The 23,315-nt window shown below is 72.5% G+C and carries 5 protein-coding genes; all 5 read right to left on the minus strand.

Features of this window, described 5'->3' with window-relative positions:
• Positions 1–10: 10 nt before the first annotated feature.
• From ABH926_RS21910 to ABH926_RS21930, 5 genes are read right to left on the minus strand one after another with little or no spacing between them, the layout of a single operon-like run.
• Positions 11–1,234 carry an MFS transporter gene (locus tag ABH926_RS21910; protein WP_370367567.1) on the minus strand — a complete coding sequence of 408 codons (1,224 nt, stop codon included), beginning with the start codon at positions 1,232–1,234 and terminating at the stop codon, positions 11–13.
• Entirely contained in the window at positions 1,221–2,276 is a 1,056-nt protein-coding gene (locus tag ABH926_RS21915; protein ID WP_370367568.1) for a cupin-like domain-containing protein, read from the minus strand. Before ABH926_RS21915 ends, ABH926_RS21910 begins: the two co-directional genes overlap by 14 nt.
• Entirely contained in the window at positions 2,273–3,565 is a 1,293-nt protein-coding gene (locus tag ABH926_RS21920) for a diaminobutyrate--2-oxoglutarate transaminase (RefSeq protein WP_370367569.1), read from the minus strand. Before ABH926_RS21920 ends, ABH926_RS21915 begins: the two co-directional genes overlap by 4 nt.
• Complete coding sequence (locus tag ABH926_RS21925; protein WP_370367732.1) at positions 3,562–8,259, minus strand: amino acid adenylation domain-containing protein; 4,698 nt, start codon at positions 8,257–8,259, stop codon at positions 3,562–3,564. The genes ABH926_RS21920 and ABH926_RS21925 overlap by 4 nt, the downstream gene beginning before the upstream one ends.
• Positions 8,259–23,273 (minus strand): amino acid adenylation domain-containing protein, encoded by a 15,015-nt coding sequence (locus ABH926_RS21930; RefSeq protein ID WP_370367570.1) that lies wholly within the window; start codon positions 23,271–23,273, stop codon positions 8,259–8,261. Before ABH926_RS21930 ends, ABH926_RS21925 begins: the two co-directional genes overlap by 1 nt.
• Positions 23,274–23,315 lie beyond the last annotated feature (42 nt).

Genomic DNA, 23,315 nt, shown 5'->3' on the forward strand with positions numbered 1-23,315 from the left:
TCTCACTTCCTTATCGCAGAGCGGGAGCAGCGGCGAAGAGAATCGGACTGCGGACGGCGAAGACGACGCTGACGACCAGACACGACACCCCGATGGCCGCGAGGGTCACCGAGCCGGACGTCGCTTCCAGGGCGACGCCCGCGAGGAACACGGACAACGGACGCAGGCCGAGCATCGCGACCTGCGCGGCCGCGGCGACCCGGCCCAACAGCTCGCCGGGGACCAACTGGGCCCGCAGCGTGGTGTAGAGGGTCGCGGACAGGCCTTCCCCCACACCGACCACCAGGGCGATACCGAAGGCCAGCGACATGCGCGCGGTGGCGCTCAGGACCAGCAGCCCCACGCTGGCCACCATCGTGCTGCCGACCATCACCGTGCCGGGCGTCCGGCTCAGGCGCGGGGCCAGCACGGCGCCGATGATCGCGCCGAAGGCGTAGGTCGCGATGACGACCCCGATGATCCGCGGGGACCAGCCGAGGTCCTGCCGGACGAAGTAGGTGGCGCAGATGACGACCGGCGCCGTGAGGAAGGCGATCGCCGACCAGTAGATCAGGGTGGAGCGCAGCAGCCGCTGGGAGGCGATGTAGCGGAACCCGGCCCGCAGCTGCTCGGTCATCGGGGCCGGCTCCTGCTCGACCGGCGTCCGCAGCGGGTTGCGCAGCAGGGCCAGCGTGAGCGCCGACGCGGCGAAGCTCGCCGCGTCGACCCCCAGCGCCGCCGCGCCGCCGACCGCGGCGACCAGCACGCCGGCCACCGCCGGTCCGATCAGGTAGCCCAGGGCGTTCCCGACCCCCAGCAGCGAGTTCGCCTCGCCGATCCGGTCCCGTCCGACCAGAGAGGGCACGCAGGACAGGCACGCCCCCTCGAAGACCGCGTACAGGACGCCGACCGGAACCGTGATCGCGTACAGGACCGGCAGGACCGGGATGCCGAGCAGCGCCGCCAGCGGAGCCAGCCCGACCAGCAGCGTGCGCCCGACGTCCGACCACAGCATCATGCGCCGCCGGTCCAGCCGGTCCGCCCACGCGCCGGCGGGCAGCCCCAGCACGAGCGAGGGCAGCACCGACAGCATCGCGATGACGCCGACCTGCAGGCCCGAACCGGTCAGCGCCAGCACGAGCAGCGGCAGGGCGGTCTTGCTCAGGGCGTCCCCGAGCGCCGACACGCCCTGGCCGCCCGCGAACAGGACGAAGTCCCGGTCGCGCAGCAGGCTCGTGGTCTCAGGCCCAGTCATCCCAGTCCTTGGCCCCTGTGACATTGCGCAGGCCGCCCTGGGACTTGAAGTAGATCTGCGCGAGGTAGCGCTCGGGGATGCAGCGCAGCCAGCCCAAAGCGTTGTCGTCGTTGACGATCTGGTGGCTGTAGGAGATCGACGCGTCCATCGCCTCGATGGCGTGCCAGTAACTGCTCGGCACGTAAAGCGTCTCGCCGGGATGCAGGATCGTCTCCTCCACGACGACGTCGCGGAAGAGCGGCTGCCGGTCGAGGTCGGGGCGCCGGTAGTCGACCTGCGCCATGCCGAACTGCCGGCGGAACGCCCGCGGGTACATGCGCGCGTCCTGGTCCGGCGACACGAAGTAGCAGCGTTTGCGGCCCACGACCTGGTTGAGGTACGCCGCGGTCTGCATGCCGTCGCTGTGGAACGGGGTGACGGTCCCCTTGCCGCCGACGAACATCACCGCCGCGACCCGCGAGGAGATCGCGCTGCGCGTGGCGGGCTTGCCGGCGCCGCGGTTGAGGAAGGTCTTGGCCAGGTAGAGCCCGAGCAGGCGCGCCGGGTTCACCGTGCCGGTGCGCCACTTCGCGCGGTAGCGGATGTCGGCCCAGTTCGGCGCCAGGTCCGGGAGCTCGTAGTCCTCGGCGAGCCCGGGGAAGTGCTCGATCATCCGGTGGACGGGGAAGGCCCGCAGGTAGTACGCCCGGCTCGGGTCCTCGTTGGCCTCGATGTCGTCCAACAGCGCCGACAGCTTCATCGGGCGGAAGTTGCCGACATGGCCGAGGATCAGCTTGCCGTCCAGGTTCTGGATGTTCGCGTGGATGTCCAGGTCGCCGAAATGCTTGCGGAAGTAGTCGAAGCTCCAGCGCTCCATCGCCGGCCAGGTGTCCATCAGCCCGGTGATGACGGCGGGCCGGCGCTTGTCCACGTACTCGCGCTTGAACATCTCCGGCGAGGGGGCGTGCAGCCGGTCGACGGCGTCGGACCTGATGTCGGCGCCGGCGAACATCGTCCCGGTGGTCGCCACGTCGGGCCGTTGCGGATTGACGGTGGTCATCATTCACCCTCTTCTCGGATGGTCAGGTGGGACCGGATCGCGTCATGGACGAGCTCGCACCCGCGCCTGAGCGCGTCAAGGCTCGTGTTCAGCGCCGGCATCAGCTTCAGGACGGCGTTGCCGCGCCCGGTCGCCTCCACGATCAGGCCGCGGTCGAACAGCTCGCGGACCACCTCGCCGGCCAGGATCCCGCCGCCGACCGCGCTCAGGTCCACGCCGACGGCGTGTCCCTCGCACCGCACCTGGACGCCGGGCAGCGCGTGCTCGGTCCAGAAGCGGCACATCAGCTCCGCACCGGCCCGCATCGCGGCGGTGAAGGCGGGCGTCTGCCACAGGTCCAGGGCGGCGCAGGCGGCGACGAAGGCCAGTTGGTTCCCCCGGAAGGTCCCCGGGTGGTCGCCGGCGTCCCAGGCGTCGAAGCCCTCGCGGATCAACAGGATCGACATGGGCAGTCCCAGACCGCTGATCGACTTCGACACCGTGATCAGGTCGGGGATGATCCCGGCGGCCTCGAAGGCGAAGAAGGTCCCGGTGCGGCCGCAGCCGGCCTGGATCTCGTCGACGATCAGGACGATGCCGTGGGTGTCGCACAGCGCGCGCAGGCGCCGCAGGTCGGCGTGGGGGAAGCGGTAGACACCGCCTTCCATCTGGACGGCTTCCAGCAGTACCGCGGCGGGCGCCTCGACGCCCGACATCTCGTCGCTGAGGAACCGCTCCAGCAGCTCGACGGTGGCGAACCGGCCGCCCGGGCCGACCGGGAAGGGCAGGAAGGTCACCTCGTCCAGGGGCACGCCGGCCGCTTTGCGCAGCGTGAGGTCCGAGGTCGCGGCCAGGCTGCCCCGGCTCACGCCGTGGTAGGACCCTGAGAAGGCGATGACCTTGGACCGGCCGGTGTGCTTGCGCGCCAGCTTCAGCGCCGCCTCGACGGCGTCGGTCCCCGTGCTCCCGCAGAACTGCACCCGGTGCCGCAGGCCCCGGGGCTCCAGGACCTCCCGGCCGAAGCGGTCCAGGAACTCGCTCTTGGCCGAGGTGTGGAAGTCCAGGGCGTGGACCACGCCGTCCGCCGCGAGGTAGCTGAGAACCTGCTGCTTGATGTGGTCGTGGTTGTGGCCGTAGTTGAGGGCTCCGGCGCCGGCGAAGAAGTCGAGGTACTCCATGCCGTCCTGGGCGGTCACCGTGCTGCCGGTCGCCGATCTCAGCACGGCTGGGTAGGTCCGGCAGTACGAGCGCACGCCCGATTCACGGTCCTGGAACACCTGGATCGGGTCGGCGGCGAGGGCTGTTCGGTTCAACGGGATACTCCAGTCTCGGAGGTGCGGAAGGCGGTGACCTGCCCGGCGGTGGCGCCGGGGATGTGGGCCATCGCCTCGAGCGTGGCGAGGTAGTCGTCGAGCAGCCGCGCGGCGTCGCCGTCGGCGATGCGGTCGGCGTAGTAGGACAGGACGACGCGCGGCTCGGCGTCGTCGGTGATGTCGAGCCGGAGCGAGAACTCGGTCTGGTTGCGGGTGCCGTCGCGGTCGGCGGCGGCCGGTGCGCTCGAGGACTGCTGGGCCCGCAACGCCGGCGAGACCGGGTAGTTGGCCATGACGATGACCGAGTCGAACAGCGGGCTCTCGTCCGCGCCCAGGCCCTGGAGCTCGCCGGTGTCCACCGCCGTGTGCTCGGCGCCCTCGGCCCGCGTGAGCTGCAGGCGGTCAAGCAGCGGCTCCAGCGGCTCGGCCCAGTCCACCTCGACCCGCACCGGCAGCGCGGCGATGAACAGGCCGACCGCACGCTCGACGCCTTCGCCGGCGCGGTCCCGGCCGGCCGACACCACGCCGACGGTGACGTCGGTCCGACCCAGCCGTGCCGCGGCCAGCAGGGTCCAGCCGGCGCAGACCCAGGTGGAGAAGGTGTGTCCGTGTTCGGCGGCCCGGGCGCGCAGGGCCGCGGCGAGCGAGGCGTCCATCCGCGAGCCGACCCGGGCGAAGCGGGACGGGCCGAGCCGGCCCGGTGCGGCGGCCAGGCGGGTGGCGTGCGCCCCGGCCAGCTGCCGCCGCCAGTAGGCGGCGTCCGCTTCGAGGACGGAGCCGGCGACCGGACCCCCGAACTCGCAGACCGGGGGAAGCGCGCTCTGGCGTCCTTCGAGCGCGGCGAGGTAGAACTCGAGCAGTTCGTCCAGCAGGACCAGATTCGACCAGCCGTCGGCCACCAGATAGCTCTGGACCTGGCCCATCCACCACGAGTCAGGGCCCTGCACCAGCCACACCCGCCACAGCGGCGCGGCGCTGACGTCGACGCGGCCGGAGCGCTCTTCCTCCAGCAGCGCGATGAGATCGTCGGCGATCCGGTCGGCGGGCCGGTCCCGCCAGTCCAGATGCCCGACCGCCGGCTCCAGCTCGTCGGCGACCTCCGGCGACCAGGTGCCGTCGGCGCGCCGGTGGAAGACCGTGCGCAGGGCCGCGTGGCGCAGGCTCAGCTGCCGCCATGCGGAGCTGAAGGCCTCGCGGTCGACGGGGATGGGCAGCCGCGTCGTCGACTGCATCTGGTACAGCCCGGGGACCCAGGCCTGCTCGAGCATCCGGAGCATGTGGCGCTGGCTCGGGGTCACGGTCGGGCCCGCGTCCTGCGGCGGGGTCTGGGCGGTCGGCGCGGCGAAGGCGTCGGCATCGGCTTCCGCGTCGGCTTCGTCCAGGGCTCGCGCGAGCGATTCGATGGTCTGGGCGGCGAACACCATGCGCGGGGTGAGCGGCAGCCCGGCGCGGCGGGCGGCGCTCACCATCCGGATCACCGCGATGGAGGAGCCGCCGAGCGCGAAGAAGCTGGTGTCGACGGGTAGTCCGTCGTGTTCGGCGACGGCCAGGACCTCGCGCCACAGCGTCGCCAGCGCCCGCTCGGTGTCGGTCCGCGGGGCCCGGCCGACCGGGGTCTGGATCGTGGGGGCGGGCAGCGCCCGGCGGTCGATCTTGCCGTTGCCGGTGAGCGGGAAGGAGTCCAGGCGGACGAAGTGGCTGGGCACCATGTACTGGGGCAGGCGAGCCGACAGCGCGCGCCGGAGCTGTTCGTCGTCGCTCTCGCCGCTGTCGCCGCTGTCGTCAGTGCCGTCAGTGCCGTCAGCGCCGTCGGCGGCCGGCAGGTACGCGACGAGCGTCTTGCTCGCGCCGGCCTCGCCGCGGGCCACGACCAGGCAGGGCCGGCCGTCGAGCAGGTCGCTCAGCGCCGCCTCGATCTCGCCGGTCTCCACGCGGTAGCCGTTGACCTTGACCTGGAAGTCGATGCGGCCCAGCAGTTCCAGATCGCCGTCCGGCATCCACCGGGCGCGGTCTCCCGTGCGGTACATCCTGGCTCCGGGGACCGCGCTGAAGGGATCCGGCAGGAACCGCTCCGCGCTCAGCCGGGGCTGGTTGTGGTAGCCCCAGCCGACGCCGGCCCCGCCGAGGTAGAGCTCGCCGGCGGCGCCGACGGGCAGCGGCGACAGCGACGCGTCGAGGACATAAGCGGTCTGATTCGCCATCGGCGCGCCGTAGGGGATGCTGTGCCTGGCCGGGTCGACGCGGTCGATGAGATGGATCGTGGAGTCCATGGAGACCTCGGTGGCGCCGCCCATGCTGACCAGTCGCGCGCCTTCGCGCAGGTGCCCGCGGGCCCGTTCGGGCAGGGCCAGCGGGATCCAGTCGCCGCCGAGCAGCACCAGCCGGAGCGGCAGCCGGGCTGAGGCGCGGGCCTCGGTCTCCTCGACCAGCAGCCCGAACAGGGCCGGGACCGAGTGCCAGACCGTGACGCCCTCGGCTTCGATCACGTCGATCCAGTGGTCCGGCGAGCGCTCGCCGCGGGGCTCGGGGAACACCAGGGTCGCCCCGGCCATCAGCGTGCCGAACACGTCGTAGGCGCTCATGTCGAAGGCCAGTGCCGAGACGCCGAACACCCGCTCCCCGGGGCCGACGCCGAAGCGCCGGTTGAAGTCGCTGAAGTTGTTGACGCGCCCGCGGTGGTCGAGCAGGACGCCTTTGGGGCGGCCGGTCGATCCCGAGGTGTAGATGAGGTACAGCAGGTCGTCGGGCCGCGTCTCACACTCGGGTCGGGATGTGGGGAAGCCGGCGGCGACGCCCGTGTGGATCACGATCGGTTCGGCGTCACCAGCACCGTCACCGTTACCGTCACCGTTACCGTCACCGTCACCGTCGTCACCGTCACCGCCGGTGCCGTCGGCGCCCTGCCCGATGACGAACCTGGCTCCGGAGTCCTCCAGCATCCAGCGCAGGCGTTCGGCGGGATGGGCCGGGTCCAGGGGCACGTATCCGGCGCCGCACTTGGCGACCGCCAGCTGGGCCACGACGAGGTCGACGCCGCGTTCGAGGCGGATCCCGACCCGGTCGTGCCGTCCGCAGCCGTGGGCCAGCAGCAGGTGCGCGAGCTGGTTGGCGCGGGCGTCGAGCTCGCCGTAGCCGATGGACTCGGTGCCGCACACGACGGCGACGGCCGCCGGCTGCCGGTCGGCCCACTGCTCGAAGAGCCCGTGGGCGGTGGCCGTGTCAGGGTACTGCTGTGCGGTCCGGTTCCACCGGCCGATCACCAGGTCGTGTTCGGCCGGTGTCAGCATGGCCACGGTGTCGGCGCGCTCGGCGGGCGTCCGGCACAGGCCGGCGACCAGCTGCTGGTAGTGGTCCAGAAGGCGTTCGGCGGCGGCGGTGTCGTAGGCGGAGTGGTCGAACTCCAGGGAGACCATCACCTCGTCGTCCGACACGGCGCAGGACAGGTCGAGGGGGAACTTCGCCGTGCTGCTGTGCAGGTGTGCGGCGGTCAGGGCCAGACCCGGCAGTCGCAGTTCGTGGCCGGGCGCGTTGTTGAACACGAACATCGCCTCGAACAGGGGGCTCTCGGCCAGGATGCGCCGCGGCCGGAGCCCTTCGACCAACACGTCGAAGTGCAGTTGGTGCTCGCGGGCCCACAGCGATTCGCTCGTGGTCTTGGCCAGGACCTCGGCCAGGGTGTCGGCGGCCTGCACGTCGGCCACGATCGGGACGGTGTTGGCGAAGTAGCCGATCAGGGGCTCGGTCTGCCGGTCGCGGTTCGCCATGACCGTTCCGATGGCGAACCGGGAGGTGCCGGTGTACCGGTGCAGCAGGACGGCGAACGCCGTGAGCATCACGTTGAAGACCGTGGTGTGCTGCGCCTCGGCGACGTCCCGCAACGTCCGGCCCAGACCGTCGCCCCAGGTGCGCCGGATACGGCTGCCGGTCTGGGCGGCGCCTCTGTCAGCACTCGCCAGGGCCAGCGGCTGGGTTCCCGCCAGCCGCGTCCGCCACTGGTCGATCGCGGCGCCGTGGTCGTCAGGCTCCTGCGAACGCTGGTGGGCCGCGGCGTCGGCGTAGTCGATGTCGAGCACCGGAACGCGCGGCTCACGGCCGGTCCGCGCGGCGTCGTACAGTTCGGCGAGTTCGGCCAGCAGCACGCCGACCGACCAGGCGTCGGTGGCGATGTGGTGGACGACCAGGACCAGCAGGTGGTCATCGGCGGTGATGCGCAGCAGGCGTCCCCGCAGGACCGGGCCGGACTCCAGATCGATGGGCGCCGCGGCTTCGCGGTGTGCGGCGGCGAACGCGGACTCCTCGCTCTCGGCGTCCTCGACGGGCAGGACGAACGGCTCGGCGGCCATGACGACCTGTTCCAGACCGCCGTCGTCTCTTTGGCGGTAGACGGTCCGCAGGATGGCGTGGCGCGCGACGATCCCTTCGAGCGCGGCGAGCAGCGCGGGGACTTCCAACGCCCCGCTGAGCCGTACGCCGTAGGGGACGTTGTACAGGGGTCGCGACCCGGCCAGCGACGAGGCGACCCACAGCTGTTCCTGGCCGCGGGACAGCGGAGACGGCTGGGCCGGGTCCCGGCGCGGGATGGACCGCGCGGCGGCCCGTTCCCTACCGCGGGCCAGGAGGAGGGAAGCCAGCAGGTTGCGCTTGGCCTCGGAGAGGGTGTCGACAGACCTGGGTTCGGTGTCCGGTTCCAACATCACGCATCCCGCTTCTGGTCGGAGGCGAGAAGAGCCCGCGCCTCGTCGTCGGTCATCGTGGCCAGGAGCGCCTCGAGGTCGAGCCGTTCGGCCTCGCTCAGGCTTCGTAGTTGCAGCTGTTCGAGGGCGGTCGCGATACCGCGGGTCGTCGCGTTCTCGAACACCGCGCGCAGCGACAGCTCGACGTCGGTCACCGCGGCCAGTTCGGTGATCAGCCGGGTGGCCAGCAGCGAGTGGCCGCCGAGCGCGAAGAAGTCGTCCAGGGCGCCGACGGTCGGGACGCCGAGCAGTTCGGCGATCACCGAGGCGACGAGGTTCTCGGTCGGTGTCGCCGGCGCCTCGTACCGGTGCCGCGCCCGTTCGATCACCGCGTCCTGCCGGTGCAGGGCGGCCCGGTCCAGCTTGCCGTTGGCGGTGCGGGGCAGCCGATCGAGGAACACGAAGCCGCTGGGGACCATATAGCGCGGCAGCCGCATGGTCAGGAACGCGGCGACCTCGGCCGGGTCGACCACGGCACCGGCCATGCCGCCGGCGCCGGCACCGATCCCGGCGAGGCAGGCGATCAGACTCGGCTCCCCGTCGACGTCGCGCACGATGACGGCGGCCTCGGACACCCCCGGGAGCTCACACAGCGCGTTCTCCACCTCACCGGGCTCGATCCGCAGTCCCCGGATCTTGACCTGGTCGTCCACCCGCCCGAGGAACTCCAGCCGGCCGTCGGGCAGCAGCCGCACGCGGTCGCCGGTGAGATAGAGCCGCGCGCCGGGGTGCGGCGAATCCGGATCGGGCACGAAGCGCTCCGCGGTCCCCCGCGGATCCCCGAGATACCCGCGGCCCACGACCAGCCCGCCGATCGCGAGCTCGCCGGCGACCCCGAACGGCACCGGCCGGCCCGACTCGTCCAGGACCCGGCTGCTCACGCCGGCGACCGGACGCCCGATCGGGACGGCCCGGTCGGCCGGCGGCGGCGAGGTCAGCAGCGCGAGGTGGGTGTCGTCGGCGCACTCGGCCGGCCCGTAGGCGTTGGTCACCGGGATGCCGGGGAAGCGGCGCAGCCACCGGGCACACAGCTCGGGCGGCAGCGCCTCGCCGGTGGCGATCAGGTGCCGCAGGCCCGCCAGGTCCGCGTCCTCGGCGTGGTCGAGCAGCGCGGCGATCATGGCGGGGACGAGCTGCAGCACCGTCACCCCGCGGTCCCGGACCAGGGACAGCAGGGCCCTGGCATCGCGGCTGGTGGCGTCGTCGCTGACCACCGCCGTCGCCCCGCGCAGCACGGCGACGAGCATCTGCCAGATCGAGATGTCGAAGGACTGCGACGCGGTCTGCGCGATGACGTCGTCCGGCGTCAGCTCCAGTTCCCGAGCCATCAGCTCCAGGTGGTTGAGCAGACCGTCCTGCTCGATCTGGACGCCCTTGGGCTCACCGGTCGTCCCCGACGTGAAGATGACGTAGGCGCGCTGCCGCGGGTCGCCGCGGTGAGCACCCAGCGCCGGCCCCGCGCCGGCCGCCGCACCGACCGTGTCGCCGTCCCTGTCGCCGCCACTGTCGCCGAGGAGAAGGTGGGTGCCGGACCGCGCGGCGGCATCGAGCAGGCCGGCCAGACGGGCCGCCTGCCCCTCATCCGTGAGGACGACCACCTCGCCGAGCCGGTCCAGCACCGAGGCGATCCGCCGGTCCGGGACCGCAGGGTCGACCGGGACGTAGGTCGCCCCGATCTCGCCGCAGGCCAGGACGGCCGCGATGTGCTCGGCCGAACGCGGTGCACAGACCACGACCGCCGCCTCCGGGCCGGCGGACGCCGCGGACAACCGGGTGGCCAGGGCTGCCACACGGTCGCGCAGTTCCCGGTAGCTCCACACGGATTCGCCGTCGATCACCGCCGGCGCGTCCGGCGTGCGCCGGGCCCACCGCTCCAGCTCCTCGGCCGGGGCCGGCGGCGCGAGGGCGGCCGGGCCGGTGCCCAGTTCCCGCTGCGCGTCGGCTTCGTCCGGCGTGCGCAGCTCGAGACCGGCCAGCGGGCTCGCCGGCGCTGCCGCGATCGCGGCCAGCAGGGTCTGGAAGTGGTCCAGGATCCGCTCGCCGGCCTCCCGGTCGAACAGGTCGGCGTTCAGTTCCAGGGTGGCGTGCAGGCCTTCCTCCTCCTCGGCGAGGTCGAGGCTGACGTCGAACTTGGCCGTGGTGGCCGGGGCCTGGAGCCGCTCCAGGGTGAGGTCGCCGAGATCAAGACGCGAATAGGGCGCGTTCTGGAGCGTGAACATCACCTGGAAGAGCGGGTTCATGCTCAGGTCGCGGTTCGGCTGGACCGCGTCGACGACCCGGTCGAACGGGACGTCCTGGTTCGCGGAGGCGGCCAGGGTCGTCGAGCGGACGCGTTCGAGCAGGTCGGTGAAGGACTCCTCGCCGCTGACCCGGTTGCGGAACACGACCGTGTTCACGAAGAACCCGACCAGGTCCTCGATCTCCACGGACCGCGTCGAGACCGGCGTGGCGACGGCGATGTCCCGCGCGCCGCTGTAGCGGTGGAGCTGGCCGGTGAACGCCGCGAGCAGGGTCATGAACAAGGTCGCGTTGTGGCTCCGGCTCACCTGGCGGACCTCCTCGACCAGGCTGTCGGGGATCGTCCGGTGGACGGTCAGGCCGCGGTTGCTCATCGTTCCGGGCCGGGGCCGCTGCCCGGGGAACTCCAGCAGGGACGGGGAGCCGGCCAGCCTCTCGCGCCAGAAGTCGAGCTGCGCGGCGTAGTCGCCCCGCTCGACCCGCGAGCGCTGCCACCGCGACCAGTCGGAGTACTGCACCTCCAGCGGCGCCAGCGGGGACTCAGTGCCCTGGCGATATGCCTGGTACAGGACCGCGAAGTCCCGCACCAGGATCTGCAGGCCCCAGCCGTCGGCGACCACGTGGTGCACGGTGAGGACGAACACGTGGTCCTGGTCGGACAGACGGATCACCGTCGCCCGCTCCAGCGGTGCCCGGCTCAGGTCGAACCGGTACTTCGCCGCCTCGGCCACGCACTGCTGCCAGCGGCGCTCGACGGTCGCTTCGGCCTCGGCGCTCAGATCGACGACGTCCAGCGGCATGGTCGCGCCGTCGGCGTCCTCGACGATCTGGCAGACGGCGCCGTCCTGCATGACCAGTCGGGTCCGCAGCACTTCGTGGCGCCGGACGAGCTCGTCGAGAGTCGCGGCGAGCGCCTCGGTGTCCAGCGGTCCGCGCAGGCGCACGACGGTCGCGCTGTTGTACGCGCCGGTGTCGCCCTCCAGCTGGTCCAGGAACCACAGGCGTTCCTGGCCGAACGAGGCGGGCAGCGGGCCGAGGCGGGGCAGCGCGACGACCGGCTCGACAGCCGTGCCGCCACCGCCACCGCCACCGCCGGCGACGGCGTCGATGTGCGCGGCCAGTTCGCGGACCGTCTGCTTCTCGAACAGGGTGCGCAGAGCCAGCTCACACCCGAACACCTTGCGGATCCGGGAGGCGACCTGCGTGGCCATCAGCGAGTGGCCGCCGAGGTTGAAGAAGTTGTCGTCCGGCTGGACCCGGGGCGAGCGCAGCACCTCCTGCCACACGCCGGCGAGCAGTTCCTCGGTGGGCGAGAGCCAGGCCCGGGGACCGTCGTCCTGGCCGCCGGCGGCGGTGGCGGGTTCGGGCAGCGCGGCCCGGTCGATCTTGCGGTTGGGGGTCAGCGGCAGCGCGTCCATCGGGACGACGAACGCGGGCACCATGTACTCCGGGAGCCGGGCGCGCACGAACGCCTTGATCTCCTGGCCGGTCACCTTCGCCTCCGGCGCGGCGACCACGTAGGCGGCCAGCGCGGTCTCACCACTGGCGTCGCCCCGGGGGACCACGACGGCGTCCCGGACGCCGGGCAGGTCGCAGATCACGTGCTGGACCTCGTCGATCTCCACGCGATAGCCGCGCACCTTGACCTGGTTGTCCGCCCGGCCGAGGGCCGCGACGGAGCCGTCGGGCAGGTAGCGGCCGATGTCGCCGGTGCGGTACATGCGGTCGCCGTCGGAGACATCGGATCCGGAACCGGAACCGGAATCGGCCGTCTCGGCGCCTTCGGCGAATCCGGCCACTGCGAAGGGGTTGCGCACGAACCTGCTCGCGGTGAGCTCCGGATCGTGGGCGTACCCGAGGCCGAGGTGCGGCGAGCGGATGGCGATCTCGCCCACCTCCCCGATCCCGGCGAGCTGTCCCCCTTCGCCGAGCACGAGAAGCTGGACGTCCTTCATGCCGCGGCCGAGCGGATAGGTCACCCCGGGGTCGGCGGCGCCGAATCCGTCGGCCGCCGGTACGACGTAGTAGCCGACCGCCCGCTGGGTCTCCGTCGAGCCGTACAGGTTGACGCAGGTCGCCGAGCCCGCCATGCGCGTGATGGCTCGGACGTCCCGGCTGGTCAGCGTGTCGCCGGTGAAGAACACCCGCTCCAGCAGGGGCAGCGTCCCCGGCGCGACCGACAGCTGGTCGAAAAGGCGCGCCATCGGCGGGGTCAGGTGGCTCACCGAGACCTGCTGGGTCCGGAACCACTGGGCCAGCCGGCCCGGGGTCTCGATGTCGATCTGCGCCGGGACGCAGATCGTCGCCCCGGTGACCAGCGGCGTGAACACCTCGCGGTGCAGAGGGTCGTGGCTGATCCCGGACAGCATGCTGTAGCGGTCGGTGTCGCGCAGCCCGAACGTCTCGACCATCCACGGCACGAAGTGCGTCAGCGACCCGTGCGAACCCCGGACGCCCTTGGGCTTGCCCGTGGACCCGGAGGTGAAGGCGATGTACGCGCAGTCCCGCGACCCGACCGTGACCGGCGCGGTCGGCTCCCAGTCGGCCGGGGCGAGGTGCCGCGCGTCCTCCAGCCGCGCCGGGAGCTCGAACCGGCACCGGGGCGCCAGCGCCTCAAGGGCCGTCTGCACGGTGAGCGGAACCGCTCCGGCGGCCTCCAGTTGGAGGAAGGCGGCCGGCTGGGCCACGGCCAGACAGTCGGCGATGCGCGGCGCGGGGTAGGCGGGGTCGAGGATGGCGAACGAGGCGCCGGCCCGGAGGATGGCCAGGAGCGCCCAGACCAGCGACACGCTCCGCTCCCCGTAGACGGCGACGACGTCGCCCTTCCCGACACCGTTCTGTGTCAGGGCTCTGGCCAGCGCCGCGGTGGCCCACGCCAGATCGCCGTAGCTCAGGTCCTGCCCCGGCTCGCTCACCGCGATCCGGTGCGGCTCCCGGGCGGCCCAGTCCTCGAACTGCTCGACGACCGACCCGTACCAGGTTCCGTCCAGGGGCTCGGCCGGATCCGGCAGCCGGAGCCGGGCGGTCGGAGTGTCCAGGCGCAGGGAGTCGATGCGGCGGCTCCCGTCGGCCACCGCCTGTTCCAGCACCCTGATCCACTGCGCGACCAGTTCCTCGACGGCCTCGGCGGTGAAGCGGTGGGCGTCGTAGACCAGATCGATCCGCAGGTCGGTCTCGCCGGGCTCGACGTAGAAGGTCAGGTCGAACTTCGCCCCGAGGTCCGGGACGGAGAACTCCCGCGCGGCCAGCCCCGGCAGGTCGGCCGACCGGGCCGGGATGTTGAGCATATTGAGATAGACCCGGAACAGCGGGGTGGTCGTCAGATCGCGGTCGGGCGCGAGCCGGCCCACCAGCGTCTCGAACGGGACGTCCTGGTGCTCGTAGGCGTCCAGGGTCGTGGCGCGGACCCGGTCGAGCAGGTCGGTGAACGTCGGATCGCCGGACAGGTCGGCGCGCAGCACCACGGAGTTGATGAAGAAGCCGATGATCTCCTCCACCTCGCGCTGCCGGCGCCCGGCGATCGGGGCGCCGATCGCGAAGTCGCGCTGGCCGGTGAGCCGGCCGAGGGTGATCTGCAGCGCGGCGGCCAGGACCATGAACGTCGTCGCGCCGGACGCGGCGGCGAACCGGTCGATCTGCGCCCGCAGCGGCCCGGTGACCGTCGAGCGCACGCGGCGACCCGCACCGGCGGCCGCCTCACCGCCGCGGCGCGACGTCGGCAGCGCCAGGTCCGGCAGGCCGTCGAGCTGGTCGCACCAGTACCCGATCGACTCCTCGAGCGCGCCCGATGCCAGCTGGTCGCGCTGCCGGCGGGCGAACTGCGCGTAGGTCGCCGGGAGGGCCGGCAGCGGCGCGAGCGGCGCCCGGTCGATCTCCTGCGCGTAGAAGTGGGCCAGATCGCGCTTGAGGATCTCCATCGACCAGCCGTCGCCCACGATGTGGTGCAGCGTCAGGACCAGGACGGTGTCCGCGTGCCCGATCGTCAGCAGCCGCACCCGCAGCAGCGGTCCGGCCCCCAGGTCCATCGGGGTCCTGGCTTCGCGCTCGACGATCTCCAGCGCCTCGGCCTCCCGGTGCTCCGTCGTCGGTCCGCTCAGTACCGTGCGCGAGATCGGGACGTCGACGGTGTCCAGAATCCTTTGGGACAGCACGCCGTCGTCCTCGGCCAGGACGGTGCGCAGTGTCGCGTGCCGCCGCACCAGCCGGTCGACGGCCCGCTGCAGGGCGCCCTCGTCGAGCTCGCCGTGCAACCGGATCGCCCCGGCCAAGTGGTAGCGGCCGCCCGGCAGGTCCTGATCGGAGCCGCGGTCGAGCTCTTCGAGAATCCACAGGCGTTCCTGCATCACCGACAGCGGGATGTCGGCCCCGTCCGGCGGGTAGGCGGAGATCTCCTTCTTCGCCGCTGCCGGGACGGCCCGTTCGCAGCGTGCCGCGTAGTCGCGCAGGACCGGCGCCTCGAACAGCGCCCGCAGCGGGATCTCGCAGCCCAGCGCCTCGCCGACCGCGGAGGTGATCACCGTCGCGAGCAGCGAATGCCCGCCGAGCGCGAAGAAGTCGTCGGCGGCGCCCACGACGTCGAGCTCCAGGACCCGGGCCCAGACCTCACCGACGAGCTGCTCGGTCGGCGACGTCAACGGCGTGAAGCCGTCGGCGTGAGCGAAGTCCTCGCGCGCCGGACGCGTCAGCCGGCCCGGGTCGAGTTTGCCGCCGGGCAGGCGCGGCAGTTCCGCACGGATCACGAAGGCGGCCGGAACCATGTGGGCCGGCAGTTTGTCCGCGCACACCCGCGCGAAGTGTTCCGGCGTCAGGGCCGGATCGGCGGTCTCCAGGTAGCCGACCAGCAGTTCATCGGTGACCTTGACCACCGCCGCGGCGACGCCGGGTTCGGCGAGCAGCACGGTCTCGATCTCCGTCGGCTCGATCCGGTGACCGCGAACCTTGACCTGGCTGTCGCGGCGTCCGCAGTAGTCCAGCGTCCCGTCGGGCCGCAGCCGGACCAGGTCGCCGGTCCGGTACATCCGGGCGCCCGGAACCCCGGAGAACGGATCGGGAACGAAGTGGTCTGCGGTCAGCGCCGCCCGGCGGTGATACCCGAGGGCCAGGCCGGCCCCGCCCACATACAGTTCGCCGACTGCTCCCTGCACCGCCGGTGCCAGGTTCGCGTCGAGGACGTACGCCGTCGCGCCCGGCAGGACCGCTCCCAACGAGACCGGTCGCCCCGGCTCGCAGTCGGCGGCCGTGACCACGACGGTGCTCTCGGTGGGCCCGTAGGCGTTGACGAAACGGCGGCCGGGCTGCCACTGCGCGACCAGCTCCGCGCGCGCGGCCTCGCCGCCGGACACCAGCGTCCGAAGCGTCGGCAGGTCGCGAGGCGGCAGCGAGGCGATCACCGAGGGCGGCAACAGGCAGACGGTGACGGCGCGGTCGAGGAGCACCTGCGCCAGCGTCTCGCCGACCAGCGCGTGATCCCGCTCGACGACGCACAGGGTGCCGCCGGCGGCGAGCGTCGGGAAGATCTCCCAGACGGAGGCGTCGAAGCTCAGGCTGGCGAACTGCAGCATCCGCGACCGGTCGTCGATCCCGAAGCACGCTGCCTGCGCGACGGCGAGGTTGGCCAGGCTGCGGTGCGCGATCAGCACGCCCTTGGGCTGCCCGGTGGATCCCGAGGTGTACATCAGGTAGGCGGGCGCCTCGGGGTCGGCCGGGGGCAGCGGCTCCGCGGTCGCGGGCCCGCGCAGCGCGTCCTGGACCAGCTCGCCGGTCACGACTCCGCGCGCCCCGGAATCGGAGAGCATGAAGTCCCTGCGCTCGACGGGATAGGCGGGATCGATCGGCAGGTACGCGGCGCCGGACCGCTGCACCGCCAGCACGGCGACCACGGCCGCGACGGACGGTTCGACCGACACCGCGACGACGTCCCCGGTACCGACCCCGAATCGGCGCACGATGTCGCGCGCCACGTGGTCGACCTGCCCGCGCAGGTCGCCGTAGGTCACCGGGCCGGCCGCACCGTCCAGCGCGACCGCGTCCGGGCGGGTGTCGGCGACGCGTTCGAACCGCGACCAGAAAGTGGCGTCGGCGTCAGGGCCCGGGTCGGCACCGGCCCGCGACGCCGCGGACGGCCAGTGTTCGAGTTCCGCGACCGCACCCGGCGTGCTGATCGCCTCGTCGGGCCGGTACGCCATCGAGCGCACCGTCTCGCAGAAGACGCGCGCGAAGGCGCGGGCCGTCTCCGGCCGGAAGAGGTCTGTGTTGTACTCAAGCCAGCCGGTCAGCGGGCCGCCGTCATCGGTGATCTCGAAGGTCAGGTCGGTCTTGGCGGTGCCGGTGTACAGCGGCGCCGTCTCGATCCGCAGGCCCGGGACGGCCGGCGCCGGCAGGGATCCGGCGCGGACGTCGAGGATCGCCTGGAAGACCGGGCTCCGGCTCGGATCGCGGTCCTGGCCGACGGCCTCGACGATGGCCGAGAACGGTACCCACTTCCACGCCATCGCCTCGAGCGTCGTGCCGCGCACGCTTTGGAGGAGTTCCCTGGCGCTGTCTTCGCCGGACACCTCGTAGCAGAACGGGACCGTGTTCACGAAGAAACCGACGACCTCGTCGTACGCGCCGTCGGCGGGCCGGTTGGCGTCGGGCGCCCCGATGACGACCCGCTCCTGGCCGGACAGCCGGGACAGGGTCGAGGCCAGGCACGCCGAAAGCGCCATGAACACGGTCGCCCGATGCTCCCGCGCGAGCGCGCGCAACGCCGCGGAGTCCTCGTGGCCGAGCGTCAGCGGCACGCGGGCCCCGCCGAAGGTCTGCACGGCCGGCCGAGGCCGGTCGATCGGCAGGTCCAGGGCCCGCGGCGCGCCGCCGAGGTGCTGCTTCCAGAAGTCCAGTCCGCGCTGCCCGGTCGCCGACCGCAACAAGGAGCTTTCCTCGGCGGCCCATTGCGAATACCCGGGGCCGAGAGCCGGCGGCGCACTGTCCGCGCCGCGCAGCCGGCGGACGTACAGCTCGGCCAGTTCACCCGCGACGATCTCCAGAGAACGGCCGTCGAAGACGATGTGGTGGAAGGCCAGCAGCAAAGCGTGTTCGTTGTCTGCGAACGCCACGAGCGCGGCCCGCACCAGGGGCGGCTCGGCGAGGGCGAAGGCCTGCCCGGCGTGCTGGGCGGCGAGCGCCGCGAGCTCCGCCTCGCGCTGCGCAGGGGCGATCGCGGTCCGGTCGAGGACCTCCCATGGACAGCGCGCATCGTCGTGCACGAAGGGAGCGGGAGTGCCGCCCCCGTCGCGAAAGCCGGTGCGCAGGGCCGGATGCCGGGCCACGATCTCGTCGAGCGCACCGCGCAGGACCACCGGGTCGAGGGCGCCGTACAACCGGACGACGCCGGGCACGACGTAGGCGGCGGATCCCGGTGCGAACCGCTCCAGGAACCACAATCGGCCCTGCCCCAGCGACAGCCGCGGCTCGGTCGTCCCGGATCCGGACGGCTCGCGCAGATCCAGGGGATCGTCCGCCGGATCCAGTTCGCTGATCCGCGCCGCCTGGGCCCGGACCGTGACGGATTCGAAGAACATCCGAAGCGGCGGCCGGACCCCGAACTCTCGGCGAACCAGGGTATTGAGGTCGGCGGCGCGCAGCGAGTGCCCGCCGAGGTCGAAGAAGTCGTCGTCGAGCCCCACGCCCTGGACGCCGAGCACTTCGCACCAGATGGCCGCGAGCCTGGTCTGCTCCGGGGACATGGCCGCCGAGGCGGTCGTGCGGTCCGCGCTGTGCGCGTGCCTGCGCAACGCCTCGGCATCGACCTTGCCGTTGGAGGTGAGTGGGACGCGGTCCAGGACGAGCAGGCGGCTGGGCACCATGTAGCTCGGGAGCTCCTTGTGGAGCCAGTCGCGCAGTTCCTCGACCTCGAGGGTGCCCGGTGTCACGGCGGCGATCAACTCGGTCTCGCCCGATGCGCGCGAGGCGACGACGGCTGCCTCGCCGACCCCGGGATGGCGGCGCAGCGCGACGTCCACCTCGCCGAGTTCGATGCGGTAGCCGCGGACCTTGACCTGCTGGTCGGCGCGCCCGAGGTAGCGGAGTTCGCCGTCGCCGGAGCGCCGCACCAGGTCGCCGGTGGCGTAGAGGCGACGGCCCGGTTCGGTCGCGAAGGGGTCGGGGACGAACCGCTCGGCGGTCTTGCGGGGCTCGGAGGCATAGCCTCGGCCGACCCCGATTCCGCCGATGTAGGCCTCCGCGACCACGCCGTCGGCGACCGGCTGGAGCGAGGCGTCCAGAACGTGGATGACCGCGTCGGTCATGTCGCGGCCGATGGAGACGTCCCGCGCGCGGGCGGCCCGGCCGGCCTGCGGCCCCAGCAGCGCGACCGTCGAACACACGGTGGTCTCGGTGGTCCCCCAGCGGTTGTACAGCCGCACCTGGTCGTTGCCGGAGGCGAACCAGCGGGTGAGCTTGTCGGGGTGGGCCGCCTCGCCGCCGATCAGGACGGTGCGAAGGGCCGGCGGCACGGTGAGGCTGTCATCGAGCGCTGTGACCAGCACATGGAAGAACGCTGTGGGGATGTCGACGACGGTGACCCCTTGCTCGGCGCACCAGGCGAGGAACCGCGCGGGCGAGTCCAGAACCGTGTCGTCCCGCAGGACGAGCGCGGCACCGGTGGTCCACGCGGAGAAGATCTCCTCCAGGCAGGGGTCGAACGTCAGCGGGGCGAACTGCAACACCCGGTCGTCCGCGGTGACGCCGATCTCGTCGAGGAAGGACAGCAGGTAGCTCAGCAACGACCGGTGCTCGATCTGGACGCCCTTGGGCCGCCCGGTCGAGCCGGAGGTGAAGATGACGTAGGCCAACGTGTTCCCGGTGACGACCAGGTCGGGGCGGTCCTCGGGGAAACCGCCGAGTTCTGCTTCGTCCTCGGCACTGATCGTCCGCCCCAGCGCACCGGCGAGGTCCGCGCTCGCCTCGTGGCACAGGATCCGGGCGCACCGCGCGTCGCCGACCATGTCGGCCAGGCGCGCCGGGGGCAGCCCGGGATCCAGCGGGACGAACGCCGCCCCCGCCTTCATGACCGCGAGCATCGCGATGACCAGTTCCGGAGAGCGCCGCAGGCACAGCCCCACGGTGTCCTCGGGCCCCAGGCCCTCGGCCCGCAACCGGTTGGCCAGGCGGTTCGCCGCCTTTTCCACGTCGGCGTAGGACAGTTCGGTGCCGGCGGCCACGAGTGCGACGGCGTCGGGGGTCCGGTCGGCCGTCGCCTCGAAGAGCTCGTGGACGGACGTCACCCCCGGCACGGTCCGCGGCGGCACGTCGGCACGGGCGAGCGAGTCCGCCACGCCGGCCACGCGCAGCGCGCTGACCGGTGCCGCCGGGTCCGCCGCGATCTGGCCGAGCAGATCGAGGTACTGCCGCGCCAGCTGCCCGGCGAGGTCGGGCTCGAACCGGTCGGCCCGGACCAGCAGGTGCGCGAGCAGGCCGTCGCCGGCCGGCACGGCGTGCACCGTGATGTCGAACTGGGTCGCGAGCACCCCGCTGGGGAACGGCTCCAGCGTCAGGTTCCCGAGCTGTGCGGAGTCGGCCCCGGCCCCGAACAGCACGGACATCACGCCGGGGTCGACCGTGTGCGGCGGCCGCTCGAACACCACCGCCGTGTTGACGGCGGCCGCGGTGTTCCCGCGCGCCCTGAGGAGCTCGACGAGCCGGCTGTACGGGAAGTGCTGGTGGTTCAGCGATTCCCGCAGCTGGCCGCCGGTGTCGCGGATGAGGTCCGCGACCGTCGAGTGGACCCCGGGTTCGGCGCGCACCGGGATCGTGTTGACGAAGTATCCCAGGGTGCTGCGGAACCGCGCTCCGGGCCGGCCGGCCGTCGTGGCGCCGACCACGAACTCCTCGTCGCCGCTGTGGGCCCGGATCAGGATCTCGAAGGCCGCCGTGAGGACCGAGAACAGGGTCGTCTGGCAGTCCTTCGCGGTCCGCTCCAACCGACCGAGCAGTTCCGGGCCGACCTGGACGCGGGACTGGACGATGCCGGAGTCCTGCTTCGGGCGCGGGACCGAGGGCAGCGTCGGCGCCCGCACCTCGCCGTCGAGCAGGTCGAGCCAGTAGCGCTCGTCCTGCTGCCAGCGCGGCGAGCGCTCGTAGTCCTGCTGCCAGCGGACGAACTCCTCGTAGCCGACGGCCGGCGGGAGTTCGCCGACCGCGTCGGCCAGCAGGTCGCCGTAGGCGGTCGCGAGCTCTTCGAGCAGCGTCACCACGGACCAGAAGTCGGTGATCACATGGTGTTGGGCCAGGACCAGCACGGGAGCACCGCTGCCGACGAACAGCCGGGCGCGGGCGACCGGGCCGTGTTCGAGGTCGAACGGCTCCCGGACGCACGCGTCCACGGCGGCGCGCAGCTCCGGCTCCGTCCGGCCCGCCAGGTCCACGACGCAGAGGTCGAATACGCCCTCGGGATCGATGCGCACCCGGCGCCGGCTGCCGTCGCTGTCGAACCGCGACGTCAGAACGGGGTGGCGGGTACCGAGCCGGCGCACGGCGGCCGCGAGCGCGTCGCGGTCGAGCGGTTCGGCGAGCCGGACGGCGACCGACACGTTCTGGTCGGAGTCCGGGCCTTCCAGCTCGCGCAGGAACAACAGGGACTGCTGGCCGGCCGACAGCGGTCCGACGCTCGGTCCGCTCCGTGCGCTGCCTGGTGCCGGTGCCGGTGCCGGTACTGATTCCGGTGCTGATGCCGCTGCCGGCACCGTGATCTGCAACTGGGCCTCGATCACGGCGGCCAGGTCGTGCAGGCTCGTCGGTCCCAGCAGCAGGCTCAGGTCGATGACCGCGCCGAGTTGCTCCTCGACGCGGAAGGCGAACTCGACCGCGGCGAGCGAGTCGAGGTTCAGATCGGCGACGCTGTCCGCGTCGCGCGCCTGCGTGTCGGCCGCGCGGATCAGGCAGAGCTCGACCTCCTCGACCCGCTGGGGTTGCGGCAGTGCCAGCAATTCCGGGCGCGACGGGAAGGTGATCTGCCGGCCGGCCGTCGTCGTGCCGGTCGTGCCGTCCGAGGACCGGCGGTACAGCTCACCCTCGATCACGCCGCCGAGGTAGGCCGCGCGGCCGGCCAGCCGCTGGATCTTGCCGCTGGAGGTCTTGGCCAGGCTGCGCGGGCCGAGCAGGACCACGTCGTGGACCGCGACGCCGTACTCGTGGCGCACCGCCTCGGCGATCGCGTCGGCGACCCGCGGGAGCTCTTCGCCGGGCGTGTCGGCCTTGACCTCGTGCAGGACGACGCACTGCTCGCCGTCCTCGGTGTCGACGGCGAACGCGGCGCCGCAGCCGGGGCGCGCCCGGTCGGTGGCCAGCAGCGCCGATTCCTCGATGTCGTGCGGGTAGAGGTTGCGCCCGCGGATCACCATCATCTCTTTGAGACGGCCGGTGACGTAGAGCTGGCCGTCCCGGACGAATCCGAGGTCGCCGGTGCGCAGATAGTCGCTGGAATCGCCGTCGAGCCGCGCGCCGAACGTCTCCCGGGTCGCGGCCTCGTCGCGCCAGTAGCCGGCCGCGACGGACGGGCCGGCGACCCAGATCTCACCGATCCGGCCGGGATCGGGACGCGCACCGGTCGCCGGGTCGACGACGGCGATCCGGTGGTCGAGCGCCACGAGTCCGGAGGCCACCAGCTCCTCGCCCTCGGCGCTCGGAACCGCCTGTCCCGCCTCCAGCGCGCGCCGATCGAGCCGGTGCCGTCCGGCGCCGTTCCCGCGCCCGCTACCGGCCACGAACAGCGTCGCCTCGGCCAGTCCGTAGCACGGCAGCAGCGCGGAGGCGTCGAACCCGCTGCCGGCGAAGGCTTCGGCGAACCGTGCCAGTGTGCTGTGGCGCACCGGCTCCGCGCCGCAGAAGGCGACCCGCCAGTGCGACAGGTCCAGAGCGGCCCGGTCGGCTTCGGTGCTCTTGGTGACGCAGAGGTCGAAGGCGAAGTTGGGTCCGCCGGCCACGGTCGCCCCGTGTTCGGAGATCGCCTCGAGCCAGCTCAGGGGCCGGCGCATGAAGTCCAGCGGCGACATCAGGATGTTGGAGATGCCGGACAGCATCGGCTGCAGGACTCCGCCGAGCAGCCCCATGTCGTGGTAGAAGGGCAGCCAGGACACGTTGACGTCGTCGGGCCGCACGTCGAAGCAGTGTGCGATGGCCGCGCCGTTGGCCAGCAGGTTCGCGTGGGTCACGACGACCCCTCGCGGCGTCCCGGTGGAGCCGGACGTGTACTGCAGCAGGGCGGCCGAATCAGGGTCCAGATCAGGGTGGCGCCACCGGTCGCCGTCGGCGAGCATCGCCTGTTCGGTGATCACCCAGGGCCGGTCGGCCAGTTCGGGCGCCTGGTCGAGCAGGTCGGCGGTGAACGCCTGCACCAGGCCGGTGGAGAGCACGATCCGGGCGTCGGAGTTGCCCACGACCGCGCGCAGCCGGGGAAGCGTCCGGGCGATCCGCATCGGGTCGGGCGGGTAGACGGGGACGGCGACCATCCCGGCGTAGAGCGTGGCCAGGAACCCGACGACGAACAGCTCGCCGGGCGGGAAGAGCAGGACGACGCGGGACCCCGGCGCGGCCTGCTCCAGCAGGGCCACGGCGACGGCCCGGGCCCGCTCGTCGACGTCGACGATGCTGAGCTTGGAGCCGACGCCGCCGAACTCCTGGAGGAACTCATAGGTGACTTCGGTGCCGCGCTCTTCCAGAGTTCGGCGAATGACGTCAACGACACTCTGCGTCTGCATGGACCGTCCCCGTTCTCGGGCCTGGCTGGGGTGGTGAGGAAC

The organism is Catenulispora sp. GP43, assembly GCF_041260665.1.
GTDB lineage: Bacteria > Actinomycetota > Actinomycetes > Streptomycetales > Catenulisporaceae > Catenulispora.